Here is a 22057-nt window from a genome sequence, read left to right on the forward strand (position 1 = left end):
TCCTTCGTTAGAGGGCGACTGCGGCAAACGGCGCGGGACGGCAATGGCGTCCAGCGGCTATTTTCCGCCGGGGCCGAAGCCCCTTTGCATCGCGAAGCAAAATATCCGCGTCCCGCCATCCTTCGCTTCGCTTCGGCCGCGCCGTTGCGCGCGGTTCTGTCCCGCTCCGCCTGCCGCTCCCCGTCGCCACGAAGGCCGCGAGAGGCGCGGCTGTCAGACGACGGAGATGAGAAGATGGCGAGTGATCATGATGAGACCGAAGCCCAGCCCGGTTCCACCGCCTACCTGCTTCAGGAAATGCAGCTCTACGGTCACCGGCCGTTTGAGGATGAACCTGATCACAGGCCCTTGCCGGACGATCGTATTGCCGGCGGCGCGGTCGCCGAGATGTTCGACGCCCTGGTCTCCTGCCTGATCGATACGCGGATCGAACCCGATCTTGAGGATCTCGCCTGGCATGTCGTCAACATATTCCACCGCGCCGGCGAACGGATCGAGCGCGAACTCGACGACAATGAGCAGGCGCAGAAGCGGATGCAGCGCGAACAGGACGGCAGCGAGGTCAAGTCGGTCGAGCTGGAACGCACGATCGCCGAAGGCATCACGATGATCGAGCGCCGCGACACCATGGAGTATTTTCGCGACGCCGCCGCCGAGCAGTTCCGCATCCACATTCGCAAGCCCTGGCTTCCCCGCTCCGGGCCGATGGTGAATCACAAGGCGCTGACCTCAGCAGTGCTCGACAGCCGCAAGCATGTCGATCGACGCGAGTATCAGAAGCAACGGCTGCTCGATCCCGATGGCGTTCGCATCGCGTTCACCGGCGGCGCCGACTGCAATGACCATGAGCGAATCTACACGGTTCTCGACAAGGTCCACGCCCAGCTTCCGGACATGATCCTGATGCACGGCGGCACGCCAACGGGCGCCGAACGCATCGCCGCCTGCTGGGCACGGGATCGCGAGGTGCCGCAGGATCCCTACCGGCCTGACTGGAACCGGCACAAGAAGGCCGCGCCGTTCAAGCGCAATGACGCCATGCTCGAAGCCTGTCCCAAGGGCGTGATCGTGTTCCCCGGCACGGGCATCCAGGACAATCTTGCCGACAAGGCCCGCAAGATGGGCATCCGCATCTGGGACTTCCGCAATCGGTCCGGCTGATCGGCCGCCCCGCCGTGCGTGCCCCTGTCAGCCCAGGGGCGCGTTCGACAGGCGCATATATTCGCTCTCCGTCACAAAGGCGGAGAATTGCTCTCCCTTGAGATTCTTCTTCAGACCTGTTGGATATGTCTCGGTTCCCTCGAGGATCGTACCGCCGACAATCACATGACCGTCATGGGTATAGTCCTGCACGTCGATGCGGAACGTCAGGACGCCGCTTTGTCCGTGATAGACGAAATGCTTCCCGAAATGCGGCAGCTCGGGCGCGAAGTTATGCTGGATCAGCGGCTCGGGTTCGGGATCGCCCACTATGGCAGCATTCCATATCGCCCGCTTGTTTCAAGCACGAATAAGCCAGGAAGATCGATGTCGGGCAATCTTAACGTCCCTGTGACATCGTCGCCGCATGACGACGCTCGACGATATCCGGCCTGTCCGCAAAGACTTCGTGCATGATCTCGTGCGCGAAGCAGGGCTCGACGTCTCCGACTGGTCGAACGGCAAGCGCGGCGCGGCCGGCGCGCGGACCAACCCTAAATATTGCTATGAGTGGGTGTTCGTCGAGCCCGGTAATGCGATCGTCCTGAATCTCTGGCATGTGCTGCTCGAAGAAGAAGACGGCCGTATCCTCCATCGCGGCAATTTCCGGGAGGATGCCGAGATCCAGTTCGCGCGGGGCCGCGGCAATCCCTGGGGACGCCGCGCCCGCAAGCTGGACGAGGCACTGCAACTCGCCCTGCGCGACAAGCTCGCGATACGGGTCATTCTCAACACCGGAAATCGCCGGGATCGCGACGATCCGGAAGCCAAAGCCTCGCAGGTCACGCAACGCGAACTCGATCCCGAGCCCTGGACGCTGGCCTCCTATGACGCCGCAACTGGCGCCCATGTGCTTGTGCGCGGTATAGCCGGTCCGTTCGTCGATCAGTTCGTCCTGTCCGAACCGGCCGGTTCCGAGGAGGTGAGGCGGCGCGAACAGGCGGGTCTTGTCTATGTCCGCGATCCGCGCGTCCGCAGCGCCGCCCTGCTGCGCGCCGGGGGATGCTGTGAATATTGTGACGTCCCCGGCTTCGCCCGGGCGGACGACGCGATCTACCTCGAGACCCATCATATCGTCCCTCTTCATGAGGGCGGCCCGGACACGATGGCGAATGTCATCTGCCTCTGTCCCAATCATCATCGGGAGGCGCATTTCGGAGCCGGTGCCGCCCGGCTGCGGGAAGCATTTCTGAAGCGCCTGGCCTCGACGATCTTGCCGGCCTGATCCGGCTGGCGGATCGCATGCTCTCCTCCGGGCGGGAAGAAAGGGATCACCCGGAAAACGCTGAGAGAGTCCAGCCCCCGGCAGCCCATGCCATTATATGAGGAAAACGTGGCCAGGACAATCGGACCTCTCCGGCTGCCGGAGACCGACCCCTCATCTGTCGCCTGAATACGATCCTCGGCCTGCCTTGTGCCGTCAACCCCGCAAGGGGGTTCCCTTCCGCTTGCGCTCCAGTGACGTCGGCAAACCGGGCTCTCCTATGGGCGCCATCGGGGACGGTCCCCGAGCAACCGAAGGAGTTTTGATCATGGGTACTATCGCTAACCTCACCGTGAAGACCGACGGCAGCCTCGAAGGCACGCTGGCAACGCTCAACGTCACCGCGCCGATCGCGATCATCCCCAACGCCCGCAAGGCGAAGGAGAGCGAGCCCGACTTCCGGATCATCAGCCGCAAGAACGGCTTCGAGCTGGGGGCCGGCTGGAACCGCTACTCGCAGGCCACGGGCGCCGAATATGTCTCGGTCTCGCTGTCCGCCCCGGAGTTCGGGACCATCTACGGCAATGTCGCCAACGCGCCCGGCGATGACCCGATGAAGAAGGTCATCATCTGGAACCCGCCGGCCTGATCGGCACCGGCCCCGCCTCCGGGCGGGGCCGCTTCGTTTGGTCTCCAGACAGGAAAGGACGCGCCCATGAGCCGTCACCCCGTGACCGTCCGGTCCGCAACGCGAACCGACGACAATGCCGTGATCGGATATGATCCCCCGATGCGGACCTACTTCCTACAGGCGTTCGAAGACGAGGAACGCGACGACCCCGGCCTCTGGCTGGGCATACGCTTTGACGAATATCCCAGCCTCGGCGCGCTGATCGCGGCTGCCAAGCGGCAAGGTTACGCGCTCGAAAATCTCGCCGAGCGCGACATCGCCGATATGGCGCATGAAGCGGCGCAGCCGTCGCGGCCATCGCTTGCCGAATGCGCAGGCTGGGCGATGCGCTGATATGACGCTTGCCGGGACAGGTCCGCGCCTGTCCCGGCTTTGCCATGCTCAGCCGTTCAGCCTGTCCTTCACGGCCTTGGCAGGCGCGAAGGACAGCTTCTTCGACGCGGCGATCTGGATGGTTTCGCCATTGGCGGGATTGCGGCCTTCGCGCGCCGGGCTGTCCTTCACCTTGAACTTGCCGAAGCCGTTCAACGAAATCTCTTCTCCCTTTGCGGCCGCCTCGACAATCGCGGCGAGAACGCCGTCGACATATTTGCGGGCATCGGCCTTGGTGATGTCGTTTCCGGCAGCCAGTGCCTCGGCCAGATCATTATTGTTCACGAATAGCTCCACTTCTCAAACTGTGCCGCCAGGGCTCGAATCACAATGGTCCCTGACGGCCTGGCCATCTCTAGGCAGCGGCCACGCTGCGGTCATCTTCTCTCTTGCATGCCGATCAGGCGCAGTCGGTCTGCGGTTCCGGGAGAGCGCATTGGCGGAGGGAGGTTCCAGGCGAGCGACTGGGCGGCAACGGCATCAGGATGACCTGCCCGGATACGAAGACCAGCCCCGCTCTCGATAGGCGCTGATCCCCTGGCCGAAGTCCGGCCTCCTTCAATCAACCCGTGAAGGGTCCGCTACGCTTCGCGTGCAGCCGCTTGGGATGAACCCCGGCGCGGTGATTGCGGCCAGCCCCCGGCCGCCGGGGCACCTGTCGAGCGGGGATGGTCTCCGCTCCTTCAGACAGGAGTTCAGCCCATGCCGCTCAAGACCGCCCAGTCGTTCGCCTGGAACCTCGCGAAAACGCTGATGACCGTCATCGTCCTCGTGCGGACCGACGCTGGCGATTACGCGGTGATGCCCTGGGATGAGTTCGACGGCAATCCGGCAAACGTGGTGCGCGAATATGACCCGTTTCCATCCTGATGGACGGGCACGCCTTCACCCAAAGGACGAAGCAGTTTCCTGTTTCGTTCGCATTTCCCTCGCGTTATTCTGGCGCCGCATCATAGCGCTGTGGAGGTGGCGGAGAGCGCGTCCGACGATCATTCGTCATTCGAAAGGACGCATCTCATGACCATCTTTCTCGTGCTTGGCCTGTTCGCCGGCCTCTACATGATCTGGCTGCTGTTCAATCTCGCCGTCCATGCGCTACCGGTCGGTGCCGGCATCTGCATCGCTTTCTGGATGCGCGATCATGGCCACGGCTATGTCGCCGCTATTCTCGGCGGTCTCGCCGCGGGGATTGCGATCCTGCTGATTGGCCAATTGCTGTTCGCGATCGTTCGCGCGCCCATCCTTCGGCTTGTCCTTGCACTGATGTTCGCGATCCCGGCCGGCATTGGGGGCTACCACGCCGTGCAGGGCGTCCTGCGGCTTGCGTTCGATCCGGGCACAATGCTCTCGGTGCTGAGCTGGATCGGCGCCATCGTCATTGCATTCGCCGCATGGTCGCGGCTCACGGGTGCTGAGGCTCCGGGGCCAGTTTCGCAAACGGCGATGTCGATTCGGAACGCACGATAATCGGGCCGCGCATACCGTTTCAGATCGCAGACTTGGGACAGGCCTCCACTGAGGGGCTGAGGATGATCCGCCGCGAGATCAGCGGTTTGTCCATGTGAGCGCCCGATCGTGGTCGCTTGTCCGGTCGGTCGAAGACACCGAAAAGCCGGCAGCCGGGTTGGTTTCCCGATTCACTGTCGGGACGGTGCAATACTGGCCTGAACATCGCGAGAACCCGGCCCTGCAATTGTCTGAACCCTCGAAGACCGGACCAGCCAAAGCCGTCCCTCTCACCGCCGCCACCGTCACGGCCTCGTCTCAATGCGCACATGGCCGTCAGGACGCTGACGCTCGCCCGGCTTGCCGCAACGGCGCGGGGCGGACTTTCTTCCCCACGGCGTTCCGCCGTTCCTCGCGCCCCAAGAAACTCCGTCCCGCGCCGTCCTTCGCTCACGCTGCGGGCCTTGAGGCTGCGGCCCCGGTCGCCTGCCGGCTGGTCTGGCGCATCGAGGCCGCGATCGGCGCGGCTCGAAGTGAAAGGAACAGCAATATGGCAAAGATCGGCAGCTTCAAGAAGGTTTCAGGCGAACTGCGGGGCCAGATCATGACCCTCGCCATTCAGGCCAAGTCGGTTCGCATCGTCGCGGACGAGAACGCCAGCGGCAACGCGCCCGGCCACCGGATCCATATCGGCGAAGCCGAGGTGGGGGCCGCCTGGAGCAAGCGGACCAGCGATGATCGTCCCTATCTCTCGGTCAAGCTCGACGATCCGAGCTTCACGGCTCCCATCTTCGCGCAACTCTTCGCGGGCGAGGACGGCGAATATGACCTGGTCTGGAACCGGCCGTCGCGGCAGACCCGCGACTGATCGCGACCGATCCGCCGGCTCCTCCGCGAGCCGGCGGATATCCCCATTTCTGGGGAGCCGCCTCCCACCATGTTGGAATAGCCCGCAAATCCGATAGCCCGCAGCCTGCGCTCCCAAATCTGAAGGGGAGCAGACATGCCCGGCGGACAGGGAAGCGACGGCGACCGGCGCCTTCTCGACCGGGCGGGATTTGCACAGGAGTTTCTGCGGCGCAATCCTCTCTATCGCGCGGACTGGGAAAAGGTCAGGCGCATGGGGGAAGGTTCGGTGCAGGAGCAGGAGGTCATGGCCCGGCGATGGGGCCTCAGCTTTCCCATGCGCGCCGTCCGCCTTCGCCGCGGCCGAGCCCGCGCTCTGGCAGGCGGCGCTGTCACCCACGACCGTCATCCTCGATACGGCGCCGCCGGGGATAGCCGACGCGGCGCCATTCGATATCGACGCCTGGCCGATTATCCTGGCCGACCGCACGCTTTCGACCGGCCGTCATCTCATACTCGGCGATATCGACGGCCCGCATCGCCTCTGGGTCCGCGATCCGCTCAAGGGCAGCCCGCTCGCTTATGTGCTCGTCCGGGACGACGCGATCGACCTGCGCCATAGCGCCGTCCAGCGATTCCACCGCAGACTGGCGGGCGCCGCGCGCATGCGCCTGCCGCCGGGCTTTGCGCCCACGCCTTTTCAGCGCCGGCGTCTGTCCATGCTTCTCGACATACTCGATGCCGTCCTCGAACGTGAGCGTTCCACGATCACGACCCACGAGATCGCACGCCGCCATGTCTATCCCCACATGAGGATCGGCCGTGGCAATGAGTGGAAATCCTCATCCGAGCGCCGGCGGACCCAGCGTCTCATCGACGAGGCGATGGGGCTGATGAACGGCGGCTACCGCGCCCTGCTGCGGGGCTGAACCCGCCGCCTGCGGTGCGACAAAAGTCGACCGCGTAAAACAGCCGCTCCCTCCCGCCGGTCCTGCTCCGCCACTTTCCTCCAGCCCGGTCGATCGCCGCCGTGCGCGGTCCGGGCTTCGATGGAGGAAGAACATGGATCAATCCGCACCACATTCGCCGCAATTTCTCAAGACCCCCGACGCCGCCGCGCGGCTCGGACTTTCGCCGCGCACGCTCGAGAAGCATCGCTGCTACGGCACCGGCCCCAATTTCCACAAGCTGGGCGGGCGCGTCGTCTATTCGATCGAGGCGCTCGACGCCTGGGCCGAACTCGGCCGCCGCCGTTCGACCTCCGATCCGGGCACCGGCGTCTGCCTGCCCGCCAAGCGCCTCGATAGTCAGCCGGCACGCTGAGACGATGCGCCGTCGCCCGTCACCATCGGCAATCGCCGGCCCCGAGCGGCAGCAGCTCGACCTGTTCCGTTCGGTCCCGGTCGATCCCGCGCCGCGCGACGCGCAGGATCTCATGGCCTGGCCATTCTTCAGCCTCGCCAAGTCGCGCCGCTCCGCGCCGATCGACTTCCGCATGGGCGAAACCTGGATCTCGGTCGAGGCCGTGCCCGAGCACGGCATGGCGACCATCTGGGATGCCGACATATTGATCTGGGCGGCGAGCCAGCTCGTCGAGGCGCGCGATGCCGGCCGGCCCACCTCACGGCTGATGGCGACGACGCCGCACGAGATTCTGACCTATATCCGGCGCGGAACCGGCCGCGACAATTATGATCGCCTCAAGGCCGCGCTCGATCGGCTCCAGTCGACGACCGTCGCGACCTCGATCCGCCAGCAGCACCAGCGCCGCCGTCATCGTTTCTCCTGGATCAACGAATGGCAGGAGCGGCTCGATGCGCAGGGCCGCCCGCTCGGGATCGAGTTGATCCTGCCCGACTGGTTCTATGCCGGCGTGCTCGATCGCGCGCTCATCCTGACGATCGACCGCGCCTATTTCGATCTGACCGGCGGGCTGGAGCGCTGGCTCTACCGCATCGTGCGCAAGCATGGCGGTCGCCAGGCCGGCGGCTGGAGCTTCGACTTCGAACATCTGCACCTGAAGTCCGGCGCGCTCTCGCCGCTGAAACGCTTCGCGTTCGAACTGCGCGGCATCGTGAAGCGCCAGCCCTTGCCCGGCTATACGCTGCGGATCGAGCATGGCTTCGGCAAGGAGCGGCTCGGCTTCACGCCCATACCGGTTGATCCGATCGACGCCGCCATGCGCCGTCTCAAGCTCCCGGTCTGTGGATAACGGCCATGGGAGTCGTCCTATCAGGAACCGCCGGAGTCGTCCTTTCGGGAACCGGAGAGTCGTCCTATCGGGAACCGCGACGCGGCCGAAACCCGCAGAAATCCGAGCCAAATCGACATCCCTCTAACCGTCCTAATAGAGAAGACTATTTCATAGTCTTCCTAACCTGGTGCGGGGCTGTGGATTCCGGCCGCTTTGTCGCCATGCTTCGGGCACGTCGATCGGGATGGCGCTCTGCAGCCCGGAAGGCCCCGTCATGACGGTCCTGACCGGCGACTGCCGCCTGCTCATGCCGGAACATGCGCCCTTCGACATGATCCTGGCCGACCCGCCTTATGGTGACACATCGCTGATCTGGGATCGGCGTGTCGAAGGCTGGCTCGCGCTTGCCCGCGATGCGCTCGCGCCATCGGGCTCGCTCTGGCTGTTCGGATCGCTGCGCAGTTTCATCGGCGTGGCGCAGGAATTTGGCGCCGCCGGGCTTCGCATTGTGCAGGAAGTGGTCTGGGAGAAGCAGAACGGCAGCGCCTTCCATGCCGATCGCTTCAAGCGCGTCCACGAACTGGCCGCGCAGTTTATCCGCGACGATGCGGCATGGGCCGATATCTACAATGACGTCCAGAAGACGCAGGACGCGACCGCGCGCACCGTCCGGCGCAAGCGCCGGCCGCCGCATACCGGTCACATCGAGGCGGGCCATTATGCGAGCGAGGATCGCGGGCCGCGCCTGATGCGCTCCGTCATCTATGCGCGCAACTGCCACGGACGCGCGATCCATCCGACCGAAAAGCCGGTCGGTCTTCTCGAAATTCTGGTCCGCACGAGCTGTCCGCCCGGCGGGCTGATCGGCGACTGGTTCGCCGGCTCCGGCGCCGCCGGGGAAGCCTGCCGCGCGACGGGCCGGCGGTATCTCGGCTGCGAGATCGACGCCGACATGGCCGTCCGCGCCAACGACCGCATCGCCGCCACGCTGCCGCTGGGCGGCGCGCCAGCTGCATCCCTCCCTCTTCCCGGAGACCAGACATGACCCATTTGCCGCCCGGCGAGCGCGTGCCCACGGGCGCGGTCCCGCCGCTCCGCAGCAGCCGCACAGAGATCGAACTGATCTGGATCGAGAAGCGGCTCGAGCATTGGATTCGTTTCGGCCGGATCGCCGGCGAGCGGATCGTCAGCCGCAAGACGCGCATCGTCAGCTTCCGGCCCGATGCAATGATCGCGTTCGTGCGCTGGTCGGCCAATGACTATGGCACGATCCATTCGCGCATCGACATCCTGCGCGCGGTGCGCGGCGGCGAAGCCTATACGACCGCGCCCTTCGTGCGGCCCGGTGGCGAATTGCTGCTCTCCATCCAGGGCTGGCCGAAGGTCCAGCGGGTGCTCGAACTGATCGACACGATCGAAGCCGTGGGGCTCGACCCGTGTGAGGTTGCGCCCGATCACTGGCGCCATGTGCATAACCGCCTGAGCGCCGGCGAGCCGGTGCGGGCCTATACGCCCGAGCGGCATCGGGCCTGGCTGCGGCGCAAGGCGCTCGGCCAATGACCCGCCTCGGCTATGTGCTGGTGACGATCGTCATCGCGGAACTGTTCATCGCCCTGTTCGCGGCGGTGGCGTGGCTCTCGCCGCAGCCACGCCTGCTCTGGAACGCCAGTGCAAGCGCACCGATCGGTCTCTATCGGCTGCATCCGGGCGACACGCCTGCGGTCGGCGATATGGTCGCCTACCGGCCATCGCCCGCGCTGGCGCGGTTCATGAGCGAGCGCCACTATCTGCCCATCGGCGTGCCGCTGCTCAAGCATGTGGCGGCGCGTCCGGGCGCTACGATCTGCCGCCGCAATGCGGCGGTCACGATCGACGGGCGCACGGTCGCCATCGCCCACGCGGCCGATAGCCGCGGCCGACCCTTGCCGGTCTGGCGCGGCTGCCGGGTGCTTCAGGCCGACCAACTGTTTCTGCTGAACCCGGCGCTCGACAGTCTCGACGGACGCTATTTCGGGCCGGTCCCGGCGTCCGGCCTGATCGGACGCGCGACGCCGATCCTCACCCGCAGCGCGCCCGACGCGCCGCTGCGCTGGCATTCGGCGCCCGCACGCCAGTCCCAGGCAATCACTCACGAAGGAGATATGTCATGCAAATAGGTTACTTCCGTCCGGAAGGCGAAGGCTTTGCCGGTCGCCTTCACACGCTGACGCTTGATGTCGCGCTGCGGCTCGTGCCCACCGGCTTTACGGGCCATGGACGTGCGCCGGACTGGCGCGTCCATCTCTCCGATGTGCAGGCGCCGGGCGGCCTCGGCCCGGAGGTGGGATCGGGCTGGAATCATGATGGCAAGAGCGGTGCGTTCGTCACGCTCCAGCTCGATTGTCCGGGCTTCGCCCGTCCGATCCGCGCCAATCTGCTGCGCTCCCATCGCGACGAGGAGGCGCATGTCCTGCTCTGGTCGCCACGCCTGCGGCGTCCCAAGGCGGAATGACCGATGCGCGCCCGCTTCGCATCGCGTTGTCGCCTCAGTGCCGGTCGCCTCGCTGGCGTATCGGCCCTGACCGGCTCGTTCCCCTTCCTCTTCCCGGCCATTGCTGTGCTGGCCGTCATGCCGGCCGCTGCGGCGAATGCGCCAGTGCCCGCACATCCCTATGCGGCGCATGTGGCGCAAGCAGGGCAGCGGTTCGGCATCCCCGAGGCGTGGATCTGGGCGGTGATGCGCGTCGAGAGCAATGGCGATCCGGCGGCGATCTCGCACGCCGGCGCCATGGGGCTCATGCAGATCATGCCGGGCACATGGGCCATGCTGACCGCGCGCTATGGGCTTGGCGGCAATCCCTGGGACGTGCGCGCCAATATCCATGCCGGTGCCGCCTATCTGCGCGAAATGGTCGACCGCTATGGCGATCTGTCCACCGCGCTTGCTGCCTATAATGCGGGACCGGGCCGGGTGGACGACTGGCGCCAGCGCGGCCGTCCCTTGCCCGCCGAGACGATCACCTATGTCGCGAAGATCACGCCGGTCCTCGGCATGTCCGGCGTCGCTTCGCCCGCCATCATGCCTGCGACCGCACACCCGCCTGCTGCGCCATCCTGGCGCGAGGCGACGCTGTTCGTGGTGCGCGGCGACGACGCATCGGACGGCAGCGAAACCGCCACCGATCCCGCGCCCGTCGCGCAACCGGGCGGCAAAATCGCTGCGCCGGTTTCGCCGCCTTCGACCATCCCGCCGCGCCCCTCATCGCCTGCTCCGCACGGCCTGTTCGTCCCGCTTTCCGGTCGGAGCGCGCCATGAGCGGTCATGGCGTCCGTTGGCGTTCTCTGGCGTGGGATTTACTGCGCTGGATAAGGAGTCAACACATTGGAATCGAAGAGGAAAGTGGATGGCGAGATAAAAAGAATGCCACCTGTGGGGCATTATGTGGTTGTAAGTCAGGGGGATTTTCACGTGGCGCCGGATCTGAGCCGGTGGCGCGGTTATCCGATTATCGCCTGACATCAGCCGGTTGGCGGGTGGCAGCACGGATTTGGGGGCCGTGATGGCCACCGGCGACGATGATTTCGAGCTGCGGCCGGGAAGGAGCCGCGACGCTGGCAAGGGATCGGGGCGCAAGGCCCAGAGCCTCGCGGCGCAGGTCCGCCGGGCGGCGGCCAAGGCAGGCTATAGCCGCCGGGGTCCATCGCGCGGCAAAGGCACGGGGCGCCACGGACGGGGACGTGTCGCACGGCTGAGAGCCAGGGCACCAGCCAACGCCCGCCGCGTCGTCATCAAGGCCCGTGTCGTGCGGCACAAGGGATCGAAATTCCGTTCCGCGCCGCTCGGCCGCCATATCGCCTATTTGAAGCGCGACGGCGTGACGCGCGACGGGCGCGACGCCAGCCTGTTCGATGCGCGCTCGGATCAGGCGGACGGCGATGCCTTCGCCGAGCGGTGCGAAGATGACCGGCATCATTTCCGTTTCATCGTCTCACCCGAGGATGCCGGACGGATGACCGATCTGCGCGCCTTCACTCGCGAGCTCATGGACGACATGGCGCGCGATCTGGGCACCCGGCTCGACTGGGTCGCGGTCGATCACTGGAATACCGACAATCCCCATATCCATGTCCTCGTGCGCGGCGTCGATGTGCGCGGCGCCGATCTGGTCATCGACCGCGACTATATCCGCGAAGGCATGCGCGCCCGTGCCGAGGAGCGCGTCACCGCGGAACTGGGCCTGCGCACTGAGCAGGACATCCGCGCCGCGCTCGAGCGGGAGGTGGAGGCCGACCGCTGGACCAGCCTCGACCGGCGGTTGCAACGCATTGCCGATGAGGCGACCGGTATCGTGGATCTGCGCCCGGGCGGCGCAGATGATCCCGAGATGCGCCGGCTGCTGGTCGGGCGCGCCGCGAAGCTCGAACGGCTGGGGCTGGCCGACGGGCAAGGGCCGGCGGTCTGGTCTATCCGGCCTGATGCTGAACAGACGCTGCGTGACCTCTCCATTCGCGGCGATATCATCAAGACCATGCACCGCGCGATGCGCGATGGCGGTCATGCGATCGATCCTAGCAGCTTCGCCTTGCATGGCGATGCCCCCGCCGATCCCATCATCGGCCGCCTCGTCGAACGCGGACTGCATGATGAACTGACGGGCACCGCCTATGCCGTGATCGAGGGTGCCGACGGCCGCACCCATTATCTGCGCTTCGACGATATGGAGATGACCGGCGACGCGAAACCTGGCGCGATCGTCGAGACGCGAAGCTGGCAGGATGCCAGGGGCAACACCCGAATGTCGCTCGCCACGCGCTCCGACCTGACATTGGCCGAGCAGGTGAACGCGCCGGGCGCCACCTGGCTCGATCGCCAGCTCATCGCGCGTGATCCCGTCGCGACCGGCGGCGGATTCGGGCAGGAGATTCGCAATGCGATGGAAGCGCGCGCCCTCCATCTCGAAGGCGCCGGTCTCGCGCAGCGGCGCGGCGCCGGCTTCCTGTTCGCGCGCGATCTGATCAGCACGCTCAAAACCAATGAGGTCGATCAGGAGATCGACGCCATCACCCAGCGCACCGGCCTTGCCCATCGGCTATCGGCGGCCGGTGACTATGTGAGCGGCGTCTATCGCGAGCGGGTGACGCTCGCCTCGGGCCGGTTCGCGATGATCGACGATGGTCTCGGGTTCCAGCTCGTGCCCTGGCGGCCGGCGCTCGATCAGCATCTGGGCAAGCACATCAGCGGCACGATGACACCCGGCGGCGTCGACTGGTCGCTCGGCCGTGGCCGGGGGCTGGGCCTGTGACCTTCCACATCCTCATAATCAGGAGCTTCCTCTCATGAACGCAACCCGTATCCTCTGGGGTCAGGTCATCGCCGTCTTCGGCGTGACGCTGACCGGCATCTGGGCGGCAACCCAATGGACCGCGCACGCACTCGCCTATCAACCCGAACTGGGTGAGCCCTGGTTCTCGCTGGGGTCATGGCCGATCTATCCGCCGCCGGCCTTCTTCTGGTGGTGGTTCGCTTTCGATGCCTATGCGCCGAAGATCTTCGAGACCGGTGCGCTGATCGCGGTGTCGGGCGCAATGGCCGGCATCGTCATCGCGATCGCCATGTCGGTCTGGCGCGCGCGCGAGGCGAAGAAGGCCGAAACCTATGGTTCGGCGCGCTGGGCCAGCGAGCGCGAAGTGAGGCGGGTCAAGATGCTCGGCGACGATGGCGTCGTTCTTGGCCATTTCGCACAGCGCTATCTGCGCCACGATGGTCCCGAGCATGTCCTGTGCTTCGCGCCGACTCGCTCGGGCAAAGGCGTCGGCCTCGTCATACCGTCGCTGCTCACCTGGCCGGGAAGCTGCATCGTCCACGACATCAAGGGTGAGAATTGGCAGCTCACTTCCGGTTTCCGATCGCGGCACGGCCGCGTGCTGCTGTTCGATCCCACCAACCCGGCAAGCGCCGCCTATAATCCGCTGCTCGAGGTCCGGAAGGGCGAGTGGGAAGTGCGCGACGTTCAGAATGTCGCCGACGTGCTGGTCGACCCCGAAGGCAGCCTCGAGAAGCGCAATCATTGGGAAAAGACCAGCCATGCGCTGCTGGTCGGCGCGATCCTCCATGTCCTCTACGCCGAGGAGGATAAGACGCTGGCCGGAGTCGCCGCCTTCCTCTCCGATCCGCGCCGCCCGATCGAAACCACGCTGCGTGCGATGATGACCACGCCGCATCTGGGCGAGGCGGGCGTCCATCCTGTGGTCGCCTCTGCCGCGCGCGAGTTGCTCAACAAGTCGGAGAACGAGCGCTCGGGCGTGCTCTCGACAGCCATGTCCTTTTTGGGGCTCTACCGCGATCCGATCGTCGCCACGGTCACGCGCGCCAGCGACTGGCGGATCGCGGACTTGGTGGATGGGCCAATGCCGGTCTCGCTCTATCTGGTCATCCCGCCCTCCGACATCAGCCGCACCAAGCCGCTCATCCGCCTGATCCTCAACCAGGTCGGCCGGCGACTGACCGAGGAGTTGAATCCCAAGGGCCGTCCGCATCGCCTGCTGCTCATGCTCGATGAATTTCCCGCGCTCGGACGGCTCGACTTCTTCGAAAGCGCGCTGGCCTTCATGGCAGGCTACGGGATCAAGGGCTTCCTCATCGCCCAGAGCCTGAATCAGATCGAGAAGGCGTACGGGCAGAACAACGCCATTCTCGACAATTGTCATGTCCGCGTTGCCTTCGCGACCAATGACGAGCGCACCGCCAAGCGGATCTCGGACGCGCTTGGCACCGCGACCGAAATGCGCGCGATGAAGAATTATGCCGGGCACCGGCTGTCGCCCTGGCTGGGCCACCTCATGATCTCGCGCACCGAAACCGCGCGGCCGCTTCTTACGCCCGGCGAGATCATGCAATTGTCGGAAGACGAGGAAATCGTCATGGCGGCCGGCATTCCGCCGATCCGCGCGGACAAGGCGCGCTATTTCACCGATCCACGCTTCACCGCGCGGTTGCTGCCGCCACCGAAGGTACAGCCGCTCGACCCGAAACGCCGCCCGAAGGACGACTGGTTGACCCTGGAACCGGTCGACGCACCGCCCAGGCCGGTTGTGGAGCAGGCCGGCGATAAAGGCGACATCGGACAAGACGGCACGGCTGGCGCTGACGAACAACGCCCGGCAGCAGACGATCAGGCAGACACCAGCGGCGATCCCGCCAATGCCGGCATCCGGCGAGAGCCCGAACTGAGTGAGCATGAGGAGATCGTTCCGCCTGAAAAGGATCAGGTGCCTGAAGACATGCCCGACGAGCATCAGCAGGACGAGGAAGCCGCACGCGCAAGGCGGCAGGCCGATCGCCTCATGAAGCGCAACGCCCGCAATGCGTCGCTTGATCCCGATGACGGGATCGTGCTGTGAGCGCCGGTCACGTCAAGCGCAGCATCCGCCTGCCCGCGGATATCGCGCGCCGGCTCGCCGATCACGCGTCCGCGCGCCGGACCACGCAGGCTGCGATCATCGAGGCAGCACTGGAGTCCTTCCTGTCGCCCGATGCCGCCGAGCGGCTGGAAGCCGCGCTCGCCCGGCGGCTCGACCGTCTGACCCGTGATCTGGGACGGCTCGAATGGCATGTCGAACTGTCGAACGAGACGCTGGCGCTGTTCGTGCGGAACTGGCTTAACGCCACGCCGTCTCTCCCCGATAGCGCCGCGCAGGCCGCAAGGGCGCAGGGACGCGAGCGATGGGAGCGGTTTATAGATATGCTGAACCGGCGCATGGAACTGGGGCCGCGGTTCAGGAATGAGATCGCGGAAGATGCAACGAGGTCAACCCGGTCGGATCAGGACTCGGGCAGGACCAGCGAATAGCTGGTGCTGCGCCCACCGGCCGGCTCCTTCTCAAGGATACCGCGCCGGAGCAAATCGTTGATGTCGCGCAAGGCGGTATCGGACGATGCCTTGGTGATCGCCGCCCATTTGGCATTGGTCAACTTGCCTTCGAAGCCGTCCAGCAGGCGGTTGACGACCTTGCGCTGGCGTTCGTTCAGGGGCTGTCCGGCGACAGACTCCCAGAACCGCGCTTTGTGCATGACGCTGGCGAGGATGGTTTCAGCGCCGTCGAAGGCGCGATCCAGGCAGCCGATGAACCACGAAAGCCAGGGCGTAATGTCGAGCTCGCCCTTCTGCGCCCGCTCCAGCATGTCGTAATAGGCTTTGCGCTCTGTCCGGATTTGCGCGGACATGCTGTAGAAACGCTGCGCGCTTCCCTCCGCACGCGCCAGCGCGAGGTCGGCGATGGCCCGGGCAATTCGTCCGTTGCCGTCATCGAAGGGGTGGATGGTGACAAACCACAGGTGCGCCACTCCGGCTTTCAGGACAGGATCCGGCGTCGCTGTCTCGAACCAGTCGAGAAAGCGGGACATCTCTGCGTCAAGCCGCTCCGATGCGGGGGCTTCGTAATGGACGCGCTCGCGGCCAATCGGACCCGACACAACCTGCATCGGGCCGGCTTCGGCGGTGCGCCATGCGCCTACGGTGATACGGCTCATGCCGCTGCGTCCGGTGGGGAACAGCGCCGCGTGCCAGCCGAACAGCCGTTCGGCGGTCAGGGGCTGCGCATAATTCTGTGTGGCATCGAGCATCATTTCGACAATGCCCTCGACGTTGCGATCGGCTTCGACCAGCCCGCCGATGTCCATGCCGAGACGGCGGGCGATGGAGGAGCGCACCTGCTCCCTGTCCAGCACCTCGCCCTCGATCTCGCTGGACTTGATAACGTCCTCGGTAAGGGCCTGGAGCACGGCTTCCTCGCGCAGCGGGAAGCCAAGGGCCTCCATATGGCCGATCAACCGCCCCTGTCGGTGGCGCACGGCGGCGAGCGGCTGGGCAAGCTGCTCGTCGCTCCAGCGCAGGTTTGGCCAGTCCGGCAGTTCATGGATATAGATCATATTCACCGCACTTTCTGCGGCGAATATAGCGTTTATTCACCGCAATGGACAAGAACATTCGCCGCATGATGCGCGGTGAATAAGGCGGCTATTCACCGCAACGCTACAGGCGGTTTATGAAACGGCTCAAACGCAAAGCCACACTTGGCCTTTCGCGAATCCTTCACCCGCCGGGCAGCGGCGACTATTCATCACGTCGAAACATCCTCAAGTGATGGCGCTCTGCCCGTCCTTGATGCGGCATTCCAAGTCGCGGCAGCCTACGCCATTTCCTGTATTCCTTCGCTAGCCTGCTACGATCGCAAATCCTTGTTGAATCCGCGCTTTTTCTGCGTCTCTTAATCATCCCCATCGCGCGGACGCTTCTGATCCGCGCCGCAAACAGGGATCATCATGGCGTCGAGCTGGACCGATACGGAAGCACGAGTCCGAGGTGCGCGAATGCTGCGCACGGCCATCGGCCCAATGGTCGGCCACTGGCTGACCGACCCCCTCGTCGTCGAAGTCATGCTGAACCCGGACGGCTGCCTGTGGGTGGACCGGCTGGGCACGGGTCTTGCCGATACCGGGCGGCGGCTGGCGCCTGCTGATGCCGAACGGATCATCCGTCTCGTTGCCCATCATGTCGGCGCGGAGGTTCATGCCCGCTCTCCCCGTGTCTCGGCCGAACTGCCGGAGACCGGCGAACGGTTCGAAGGATTGCTGCCGCCGATCGTGACCGCACCGGCCTTCGCGATCCGCAAGCCCGCCGTCGCGGTCTTCACGCTCGATGATTATGTATCGGCGGGCATCATGTTGGCGGCTGAAGCCGAAGTGCTGCGCGCCGGGGTCGCCGATCGGCTGAACATCCTCGTCGCGGGCGGCACGGGCACCGGCAAGACGACGCTCACCAACGCGCTGCTCGCAGAGGTAGCCGGGACGGGCGACCGGATCGTGCTGATCGAGGACACGCGCGAGTTGCAATGCGCCGCGCCCAACCTCGTGGCTATGCGGACCAAGAATGGCGTCGCCTCGCTTTCCGATCTCGTCCGCTCCTCGCTACGCCTGCGCCCCGACCGCATTCCGATCGGCGAGGTGCGGGGCGCCGAAGCGCTCGATCTGATCAAGGCCTGGGGCACCGGGCATCCCGGGGGGATCGGCACCATCCATGCCGGCAGCGCGCTCGGGGCACTGCGCCGGATGGAACAGCTCATCCAGGAGGCGGTGGTCACCGTGCCCCGCGCCCTCATCGCCGAGACCATCAACCTCGTCGCGGTGCTGGTTCGTGAGGGTCACGGCCGCCGTTTGGCCGAGCTTGCTCGCGTCGAAGGGCTCGGCGCCGATGGCGACTACCGGCTCATCCTTCTCCCATTCGAACAAGCAGGAGACTCCAAATGAAAACGAAGAAAGCCCGGCTTCTGGCCGGGACCGCCCTCGATCGTCTCGGCGTGCTGGCTGTCACGTCCGCCGGCCTTCTTATCGCCGCGCCAGCGCACGCCGGTGGTTCGTCGATGCCCTGGGAGGCGCCCCTCCAGTCCATTCTCGAATCGATCGAAGGCCCGGTGGCCAAGATCGTAGCGGTGATCATCATCATCGTGACGGGCCTCAGCCTCGCCTTTGGCGACACGTCGGGCGGCTTCCGGCGGCTGATCCAGATCGTGTTCGGTCTCTCGATCGCCTTTGCCGCATCGTCCTTCTTCCTGACCTTCTTCAGCTTCGGCGGCGGAGCGCTGATTTGATGAACGGCGCGGACGACATCCCGGGCTTCTACGCGCCGGTCCACCGGGCGCTGAGCGAACCCATCCTGCTGGGCGGCGCGCCGCGCAGCCTGGCCATCGTCAACGGCACGCTCGCCGGGGCCGTCGGCCTCGGCCTGCGCCTCTGGCTCGTCGGTCTGCTGCTCTGGGCGCTCGGCCATGTGCTGGCGGTCTGGGCCGCCCGGCGCGATCCCCAGTTCGTCGATGTCGCCCGCCGCCACCTCAAATATCCGGTCTGGATGCGGCCATGATGAACCTCGCTGAATATCGCTCCAAGGCGGCCTGCCTCGCCGATTTCCTGCCCTGGGTCGCATTGATCGGACCGGGCGTGGTGCTGAACAAGGATGGATCGTTCCAGCGCTCGGCGCGGTTTCGCGGTCCCGATCTCGACAGTGCCACGGCGTCCGAACTGGTGTCGGTGACCGCCCGGCTCAACAATGCGTTGCGCCGTCTGGGCTCCGGCTGGGCCGTGTTCGTCGAAGCCCAGCGTGTGCCAGCCCAGGAGTACCCGAAATCGGACTTTCCCGATCCGGTCTCGGCGCTGGTCGACATGGAGCGGCGCGAACAGTTTCGCGAGGAAGGCAGCCATTTCGAGAGCGGCTATTATCTGACCCTGCTCTGGATGCCGCCCGCCGAAGAGGCCGCGCGCGCAGAGACCTGGCTCTATGAAGGCCGTTCGGGAAAGGGCGTCGATCCCCACGAACTGCTCGGCACGTTCATCGACCGCACCGACCGCGTGCTGCATCTGGTCGAGGGTTTCATGCCCGAGGCGCGCTGGCTCGATGACGGTGAGACGCTTACATACCTTCATTCATGCGTGTCGACGAAGCGCCAGCGCGTGCGCGTACCCGAGACGCCCTGTTACCTTGATGCGCTGCTCACCGACGAAGGTCTGACCGGCGGGCTCGAGCCGATGCTGGGCAACCACCATCTGCGCACGCTTACCATCACCGGCTTTCCGACTGCGACCTTCCCCGGCCTGCTCGATGAACTGAACCGGCTGGCTTTTCCGTATCGCTGGTCGACCCGCGCGATCATGCTCGACAAGACGGATGCGACGAAGCTTTTGATCCGCATCCGGCGGCAATGGTTCGCTAAGCGTAAGTCGGTCGCCGCGATCCTCAAGGAGGTGATGACCAACGAAGCCTCGGTGCTGACCGACACCGACGCGTCCAACAAGGCGGCTGACGCCGATCTCGCTCTGCAGGAACTGGGCGCCGATCATTCGGGCATCGCCTATGTGACCGCGACCGTCACCGTCTGGGACCGCGATCCGGCGCTCGCGGCCGAGAAGCTGCGGCTGGTGGAGAAGGTCATCCAGGGCCGCGACTTTACCTGCACGATCGAGGGCATGAACGCGATTGAGGCCTGGCTCGGATCCCTGCCCGGCCATGTTTACGCCAATGTCCGCCAGCCCCCCATTTCCACCCTCAATCTCGCCCACCTGATCCCCCTGTCAGCGGTGTGGGCGGGGGCGGAACGGGACGAGCATTTCGGTGACGCCCCCTTGCTGTACGGCAAGACCGAAGGCTCGACCCCGTTCCGTCTTTCCCTTCATGTGGGCGATGTCGGTCACACGTTGATCGTCGGCCCCACCGGTGCCGGCAAATCAGTGTTGCTGGCCCTGATGGCGATGCAGTTCCGCCGCTATCGCGACAATCAGATTTTCGCCTTCGATTTCGGCGGATCGATCCGCGCTGCCGCGCTCGGCATGGGCGGCGACTGGCAGGATCTTGGCGGTGCGCTGCATGATGATGAGGGAGGCGCTGGCGTCGCGTTGCAACCGCTGGCGCGGATTGACGAGGCCGGCGAACGCGCCTGGGCCGCCGAATGGCTTGCCGCGATCTTTGCCGGTGAAGGCGTTGCGATCGATCCTGCCGCCAGGGAGCATCTGTGGACGGCGCTGGGCTCGCTCGCCAGTGCGCCGGCATCCGAACGGACACTAACCGGCCTCGCCGTGCTGCTGCAAAGTCAGGAACTCAAGCAGGCGCTCGCGCCCTATTGCGTCGGCGGACCATGGGGTCGGCTGCTCGATGCCGAGGCCGAGCATCTGGGCGCGGCATCGGTCCAGGCGTTCGAGACCGAAGGGCTGGTCGGCGCCGCGTCCGCCGCCGCCGTGCTCGCCTATCTCTTCCACCGGATCGAAGGACGGCTCGACGGGCGGTCGACCCTCATCATCATCGATGAGGGCTGGCTGGTGCTCGACAGTCCCGCCTTCGCCGCGCAGCTGCGCGAATGGCTCAAGACATTGCGCAAGAAGAACGCGTCGGTCATCTTTGCCACGCAGAGTCTCGCCGATATCGAGACGTCTGCAATCGCGCCGGCCATCATCGAGAGCTGCCCGACGCGCATCTTCCTGCCCAATGAACGCGCCGCCGAGCCGCAGATCGCCGCCATCTATGCGCGTTTCGGGCTCAACGATCAGCAGATCGCAATATTGAGCCGGGCGACGCCGAAGCGCGACTATTATTGCCAGTCGCGGCGCGGCAACCGCCTGTTCGAACTCGGGTTGGGCGAGGTCGCGCTCGCCTTCTCCGCCGCATCGTCGAAGGCCGATCAGCTCCGCATCGGTGAGCTGGTCGCCGAGCATGGGCCACAGGCCTTCGCCGCCCATTGGTTGCGGCATCGCGGTCTCGACTGGGCCGCTTGCCTGCTGCCCCAATCCGATCCGCTGACAGCGTCCATCCCGGGCGACGAGCCGCTGCTCCCGCTCGATTCCGAGGAGTCCCCTGCATGAAACGCGCTTTCCTTCGCCGCGCCATGGTGGCGACGGCGTTCGCTACCAGCCTCACCACCGGCATGATGATCGCCGGTCCCGCCCACGCCCAGTTCGGCTTCGGCGGGATCGTCTATGATCCGACCAACTATGCCTCGAACGTGCTCCAGGCCGCCCGCGCGCTGCAACAGATCAACAATCAGATCACGCAGATCCAGCAGCAGGCGACCAGCCTCATCAACGAGGCGAAGAACCTCGCCAGCCTGCCGGTCTCGACGCTCTCGACCTTGCAGCAACAGGTCGATCAGACCCGCCAGCTCCTGAGCGAGGCTCAGCGCATCGCCTATGATGTGCAAAGCATCCAGCAGGCGTTCGAGGGCCGCTACAAGGGCAGCGCGCTGACCGGAGACCATGCGCAGATGGTCGCCAATGCCAATGCGCGCTGGGAGGATAGCGTCGGCGCGCTCGAGGATGCGCTGCGCGTCCAGGCCGGCGTGGTCGGCAATCTCGCCGGCACGCGCGGCTCGATCAACACGCTGGTCGGCGCCAGCCAGTCGGCAAGCGGCGCCCTGCAGGCGACGCAGGCGGGCAATCAGCTTCTCGCCCTGCAATCGCAGCAGCTCGCGGATCTGACCGCAGCCATTGCGGCGCAGGGCCGCGCGCAGGCGCTCGAGGCCGCCCGCGCGGCGGCGATCGAGGCAGAAGGCCGCGAACGGTTCCGCCGTTTCCGGGGCCAGAACTGAG

General features: G+C 65.7%; 26 protein-coding genes and 1 pseudogene. 24 read left to right on the forward strand and 3 right to left on the reverse strand.

Annotated elements, in window-relative coordinates; genetic code table 11:
- Nucleotides 1-234: 234 nt before the first annotated feature.
- Nucleotides 235-1161: a DUF2493 domain-containing protein gene (locus AC2YHA_RS18420; protein WP_487402783.1), complete on the forward strand. Its 927-nt coding sequence runs from the start codon at nt 235-237 to the stop codon at nt 1159-1161.
- Nucleotides 1162-1188: 27 nt separating this feature from the next.
- Here AC2YHA_RS18420 and AC2YHA_RS18425 read toward each other — a convergent pair whose 3' ends face one another.
- The gene (locus AC2YHA_RS18425; RefSeq protein WP_487402784.1) at nt 1189-1470 is read right to left on the reverse strand and encodes a hypothetical protein; all 282 of its coding nucleotides are present in this window, start codon (nt 1468-1470) and stop codon (nt 1189-1191) included.
- 97 nt (nt 1471-1567) lie between these two features.
- Between AC2YHA_RS18425 and AC2YHA_RS18430 the strand changes: the two genes are divergently transcribed.
- The 3 genes from AC2YHA_RS18430 to AC2YHA_RS18440 all read left to right on the forward strand — a co-directional run bounded on the left by AC2YHA_RS18430 (nt 1568) and on the right by AC2YHA_RS18440 (nt 3428).
- Nucleotides 1568-2425 carry an HNH endonuclease gene (locus AC2YHA_RS18430; RefSeq protein WP_487402785.1) on the forward strand — a complete coding sequence of 286 codons (858 nt, stop codon included), beginning with the start codon at nt 1568-1570 and terminating at the stop codon, nt 2423-2425.
- A gap of 307 nt (nt 2426-2732) precedes the next feature.
- Nucleotides 2733-3053, forward strand: coding sequence for a DUF736 domain-containing protein (locus AC2YHA_RS18435; RefSeq protein ID WP_487402786.1), 321 nt, complete (start codon nt 2733-2735; stop codon nt 3051-3053).
- 66 nt (nt 3054-3119) lie between these two features.
- On the forward strand, nt 3120-3428 hold the full coding sequence (locus tag AC2YHA_RS18440) for a hypothetical protein (protein WP_487402787.1): 309 nt from the start codon (nt 3120-3122) through the stop codon (nt 3426-3428).
- Nucleotides 3429-3476: 48 nt separating this feature from the next.
- Here AC2YHA_RS18440 and AC2YHA_RS18445 read toward each other — a convergent pair whose 3' ends face one another.
- On the reverse strand, nt 3477-3752 hold the full coding sequence (locus tag AC2YHA_RS18445; RefSeq protein ID WP_487402788.1) for an HU family DNA-binding protein: 276 nt from the start codon (nt 3750-3752) through the stop codon (nt 3477-3479).
- Nucleotides 3753-4169: 417 nt separating this feature from the next.
- Between AC2YHA_RS18445 and AC2YHA_RS18450 the strand changes: the two genes are divergently transcribed.
- The 15 genes and pseudogenes from AC2YHA_RS18450 (at nt 4170) to AC2YHA_RS18520 (ending at nt 15782) form a co-directional block, all read left to right on the forward strand.
- Nucleotides 4170-4337 (forward strand): hypothetical protein, encoded by a 168-nt coding sequence (locus AC2YHA_RS18450; protein WP_487402789.1) that lies wholly within the window; start codon nt 4170-4172, stop codon nt 4335-4337.
- A gap of 147 nt (nt 4338-4484) precedes the next feature.
- Nucleotides 4485-4934 carry a hypothetical protein gene (locus tag AC2YHA_RS18455; RefSeq protein ID WP_487402790.1) on the forward strand — a complete coding sequence of 150 codons (450 nt, stop codon included), beginning with the start codon at nt 4485-4487 and terminating at the stop codon, nt 4932-4934.
- Nucleotides 4935-5463: 529 nt separating this feature from the next.
- Nucleotides 5464-5781, forward strand: a complete 318-nt coding sequence (locus AC2YHA_RS18460; protein ID WP_487402822.1) for a DUF736 domain-containing protein — start codon at nt 5464-5466, stop codon at nt 5779-5781.
- 135 nt (nt 5782-5916) lie between these two features.
- Nucleotides 5917-6036 (forward strand): annotated as a pseudogene (locus tag AC2YHA_RS18465) (transcriptional regulator domain-containing protein); the annotation flags it as partial.
- 130 nt (nt 6037-6166) lie between these two features.
- On the forward strand, nt 6167-6688 hold the full coding sequence (locus AC2YHA_RS18470; RefSeq protein WP_487402823.1) for a DUF2285 domain-containing protein: 522 nt from the start codon (nt 6167-6169) through the stop codon (nt 6686-6688).
- 133 nt (nt 6689-6821) lie between these two features.
- Nucleotides 6822-7082, forward strand: a complete 261-nt coding sequence (locus AC2YHA_RS18475) for a helix-turn-helix transcriptional regulator (RefSeq protein ID WP_487402791.1) — start codon at nt 6822-6824, stop codon at nt 7080-7082.
- A gap of 4 nt (nt 7083-7086) precedes the next feature.
- A complete protein-coding gene (locus tag AC2YHA_RS18480; RefSeq protein WP_487402792.1) occupies nt 7087-7971 on the forward strand; it encodes a replication initiator protein A in 885 nt (294 codons plus the stop codon).
- 313 nt (nt 7972-8284) lie between these two features.
- Nucleotides 8285-8998 carry a DNA-methyltransferase gene (locus AC2YHA_RS18485; protein ID WP_487402793.1) on the forward strand — a complete coding sequence of 238 codons (714 nt, stop codon included), beginning with the start codon at nt 8285-8287 and terminating at the stop codon, nt 8996-8998.
- Entirely contained in the window at nt 8995-9513 is a 519-nt protein-coding gene (locus tag AC2YHA_RS18490) for a DUF2840 domain-containing protein (protein ID WP_487402794.1), read from the forward strand. Before AC2YHA_RS18485 ends, AC2YHA_RS18490 begins: the two co-directional genes overlap by 4 nt.
- Entirely contained in the window at nt 9510-10109 is a 600-nt protein-coding gene (locus tag AC2YHA_RS18495) for a S26 family signal peptidase (protein ID WP_487402795.1), read from the forward strand. Before AC2YHA_RS18490 ends, AC2YHA_RS18495 begins: the two co-directional genes overlap by 4 nt.
- Nucleotides 10100-10444: a DUF736 domain-containing protein gene (locus AC2YHA_RS18500; RefSeq protein WP_487402796.1), complete on the forward strand. Its 345-nt coding sequence runs from the start codon at nt 10100-10102 to the stop codon at nt 10442-10444. The genes AC2YHA_RS18495 and AC2YHA_RS18500 overlap by 10 nt, the downstream gene beginning before the upstream one ends.
- A 3-nt stretch (nt 10445-10447) precedes the next feature.
- Nucleotides 10448-11248, forward strand: a complete 801-nt coding sequence (locus AC2YHA_RS18505) for a lytic transglycosylase domain-containing protein (RefSeq protein ID WP_487402797.1) — start codon at nt 10448-10450, stop codon at nt 11246-11248.
- Between the two features lie 244 nt (nt 11249-11492).
- On the forward strand, nt 11493-13235 hold the full coding sequence (locus tag AC2YHA_RS18510; RefSeq protein WP_487402798.1) for a relaxase/mobilization nuclease domain-containing protein: 1743 nt from the start codon (nt 11493-11495) through the stop codon (nt 13233-13235).
- A gap of 34 nt (nt 13236-13269) precedes the next feature.
- The gene (locus AC2YHA_RS18515; RefSeq protein ID WP_487402799.1) at nt 13270-15333 is read left to right on the forward strand and encodes a conjugal transfer protein TraG; all 2064 of its coding nucleotides are present in this window, start codon (nt 13270-13272) and stop codon (nt 15331-15333) included.
- Nucleotides 15330-15782 (forward strand): CopG family transcriptional regulator, encoded by a 453-nt coding sequence (locus AC2YHA_RS18520; RefSeq protein WP_487402800.1) that lies wholly within the window; start codon nt 15330-15332, stop codon nt 15780-15782. Before AC2YHA_RS18515 ends, AC2YHA_RS18520 begins: the two co-directional genes overlap by 4 nt.
- Here AC2YHA_RS18520 and AC2YHA_RS18525 read toward each other — a convergent pair.
- Nucleotides 15755-16861 carry a Fic family protein gene (locus AC2YHA_RS18525; RefSeq protein WP_487402801.1) on the reverse strand — a complete coding sequence of 369 codons (1107 nt, stop codon included), beginning with the start codon at nt 16859-16861 and terminating at the stop codon, nt 15755-15757. The two genes, AC2YHA_RS18520 and AC2YHA_RS18525, sit on opposite strands and share 28 nt — an antisense overlap.
- A gap of 393 nt (nt 16862-17254) precedes the next feature.
- On the opposite strand from AC2YHA_RS18525, the gene trbB reads away from it, so the two are divergent.
- Genes trbB through trbJ form a run of 5 tightly spaced genes read left to right on the forward strand, consistent with a single transcriptional unit; the run spans nt 17255 to nt 22056 of the window.
- Complete coding sequence (gene trbB, locus AC2YHA_RS18530) at nt 17255-18238, forward strand: P-type conjugative transfer ATPase TrbB (RefSeq protein ID WP_487402802.1); 984 nt, start codon at nt 17255-17257, stop codon at nt 18236-18238.
- On the forward strand, nt 18235-18579 hold the full coding sequence (locus AC2YHA_RS18535; RefSeq protein ID WP_487402803.1) for a TrbC/VirB2 family type IV secretion system protein: 345 nt from the start codon (nt 18235-18237) through the stop codon (nt 18577-18579). The genes trbB and AC2YHA_RS18535 overlap by 4 nt, the downstream gene beginning before the upstream one ends.
- The gene (locus AC2YHA_RS18540) at nt 18579-18848 is read left to right on the forward strand and encodes a VirB3 family type IV secretion system protein (protein WP_487402804.1); all 270 of its coding nucleotides are present in this window, start codon (nt 18579-18581) and stop codon (nt 18846-18848) included. The genes AC2YHA_RS18535 and AC2YHA_RS18540 overlap by 1 nt, the downstream gene beginning before the upstream one ends.
- Entirely contained in the window at nt 18845-21334 is a 2490-nt protein-coding gene (gene trbE / locus AC2YHA_RS18545; RefSeq protein WP_487402805.1) for a conjugal transfer protein TrbE, read from the forward strand. The genes AC2YHA_RS18540 and trbE overlap by 4 nt, the downstream gene beginning before the upstream one ends.
- Complete coding sequence (gene trbJ, locus AC2YHA_RS18550; RefSeq protein ID WP_487402806.1) at nt 21331-22056, forward strand: P-type conjugative transfer protein TrbJ; 726 nt, start codon at nt 21331-21333, stop codon at nt 22054-22056. The genes trbE and trbJ overlap by 4 nt, the downstream gene beginning before the upstream one ends.
- Nucleotide 22057: the final 1 nt, after the last annotated feature.

The sequence above is a fragment of the Sphingomonas sp. SRI_018 genome (assembly GCF_057586275.1).

Excerpts from the sequence above, each read along its gene's own strand:
- AC2YHA_RS18480 (WP_487402792.1), top strand. The coding sequence starts at position 7,087 with ATGCGCCGTCGCCCGTCACCATCGGCAATCGCCGGCCCCGAGCGGCAG.
- AC2YHA_RS18475 (WP_487402791.1), top strand. The coding sequence starts at position 6,822 with ATGGATCAATCCGCACCACATTCGCCGCAATTTCTCAAGACCCCCGAC.
- AC2YHA_RS18510 (WP_487402798.1), top strand. The coding sequence starts at position 11,493 with ATGGCCACCGGCGACGATGATTTCGAGCTGCGGCCGGGAAGGAGCCGC.
- AC2YHA_RS18500 (WP_487402796.1), top strand. The coding sequence starts at position 10,100 with ATGCAAATAGGTTACTTCCGTCCGGAAGGCGAAGGCTTTGCCGGTCGC.
- AC2YHA_RS18495 (WP_487402795.1), top strand. The coding sequence starts at position 9,510 with ATGACCCGCCTCGGCTATGTGCTGGTGACGATCGTCATCGCGGAACTG.
- AC2YHA_RS18450 (WP_487402789.1), top strand. The coding sequence starts at position 4,170 with ATGCCGCTCAAGACCGCCCAGTCGTTCGCCTGGAACCTCGCGAAAACG.
- AC2YHA_RS18460 (WP_487402822.1), top strand. The coding sequence starts at position 5,464 with ATGGCAAAGATCGGCAGCTTCAAGAAGGTTTCAGGCGAACTGCGGGGC.
- AC2YHA_RS18455 (WP_487402790.1), top strand. The coding sequence starts at position 4,485 with ATGACCATCTTTCTCGTGCTTGGCCTGTTCGCCGGCCTCTACATGATC.
- AC2YHA_RS18505 (WP_487402797.1), top strand. The coding sequence starts at position 10,448 with ATGCGCGCCCGCTTCGCATCGCGTTGTCGCCTCAGTGCCGGTCGCCTC.
- AC2YHA_RS18420 (WP_487402783.1), top strand. The coding sequence starts at position 235 with ATGGCGAGTGATCATGATGAGACCGAAGCCCAGCCCGGTTCCACCGCC.
- trbJ (WP_487402806.1), top strand. The coding sequence starts at position 21,331 with ATGAAACGCGCTTTCCTTCGCCGCGCCATGGTGGCGACGGCGTTCGCT.
- AC2YHA_RS18435 (WP_487402786.1), top strand. The coding sequence starts at position 2,733 with ATGGGTACTATCGCTAACCTCACCGTGAAGACCGACGGCAGCCTCGAA.
- AC2YHA_RS18485 (WP_487402793.1), top strand. The coding sequence starts at position 8,285 with ATGATCCTGGCCGACCCGCCTTATGGTGACACATCGCTGATCTGGGAT.
- AC2YHA_RS18440 (WP_487402787.1), top strand. The coding sequence starts at position 3,120 with ATGAGCCGTCACCCCGTGACCGTCCGGTCCGCAACGCGAACCGACGAC.
- AC2YHA_RS18540 (WP_487402804.1), top strand. The coding sequence starts at position 18,579 with ATGAACGGCGCGGACGACATCCCGGGCTTCTACGCGCCGGTCCACCGG.
- trbE (WP_487402805.1), top strand. The coding sequence starts at position 18,845 with ATGATGAACCTCGCTGAATATCGCTCCAAGGCGGCCTGCCTCGCCGAT.
- AC2YHA_RS18430 (WP_487402785.1), top strand. The coding sequence starts at position 1,568 with ATGACGACGCTCGACGATATCCGGCCTGTCCGCAAAGACTTCGTGCAT.
- trbB (WP_487402802.1), top strand. The coding sequence starts at position 17,255 with ATGGCGTCGAGCTGGACCGATACGGAAGCACGAGTCCGAGGTGCGCGA.
- AC2YHA_RS18535 (WP_487402803.1), top strand. The coding sequence starts at position 18,235 with ATGAAAACGAAGAAAGCCCGGCTTCTGGCCGGGACCGCCCTCGATCGT.
- AC2YHA_RS18490 (WP_487402794.1), top strand. The coding sequence starts at position 8,995 with ATGACCCATTTGCCGCCCGGCGAGCGCGTGCCCACGGGCGCGGTCCCG.
- AC2YHA_RS18525 (WP_487402801.1), bottom strand. The coding sequence starts at position 16,861 with ATGATCTATATCCATGAACTGCCGGACTGGCCAAACCTGCGCTGGAGC.
- AC2YHA_RS18515 (WP_487402799.1), top strand. The coding sequence starts at position 13,270 with ATGAACGCAACCCGTATCCTCTGGGGTCAGGTCATCGCCGTCTTCGGC.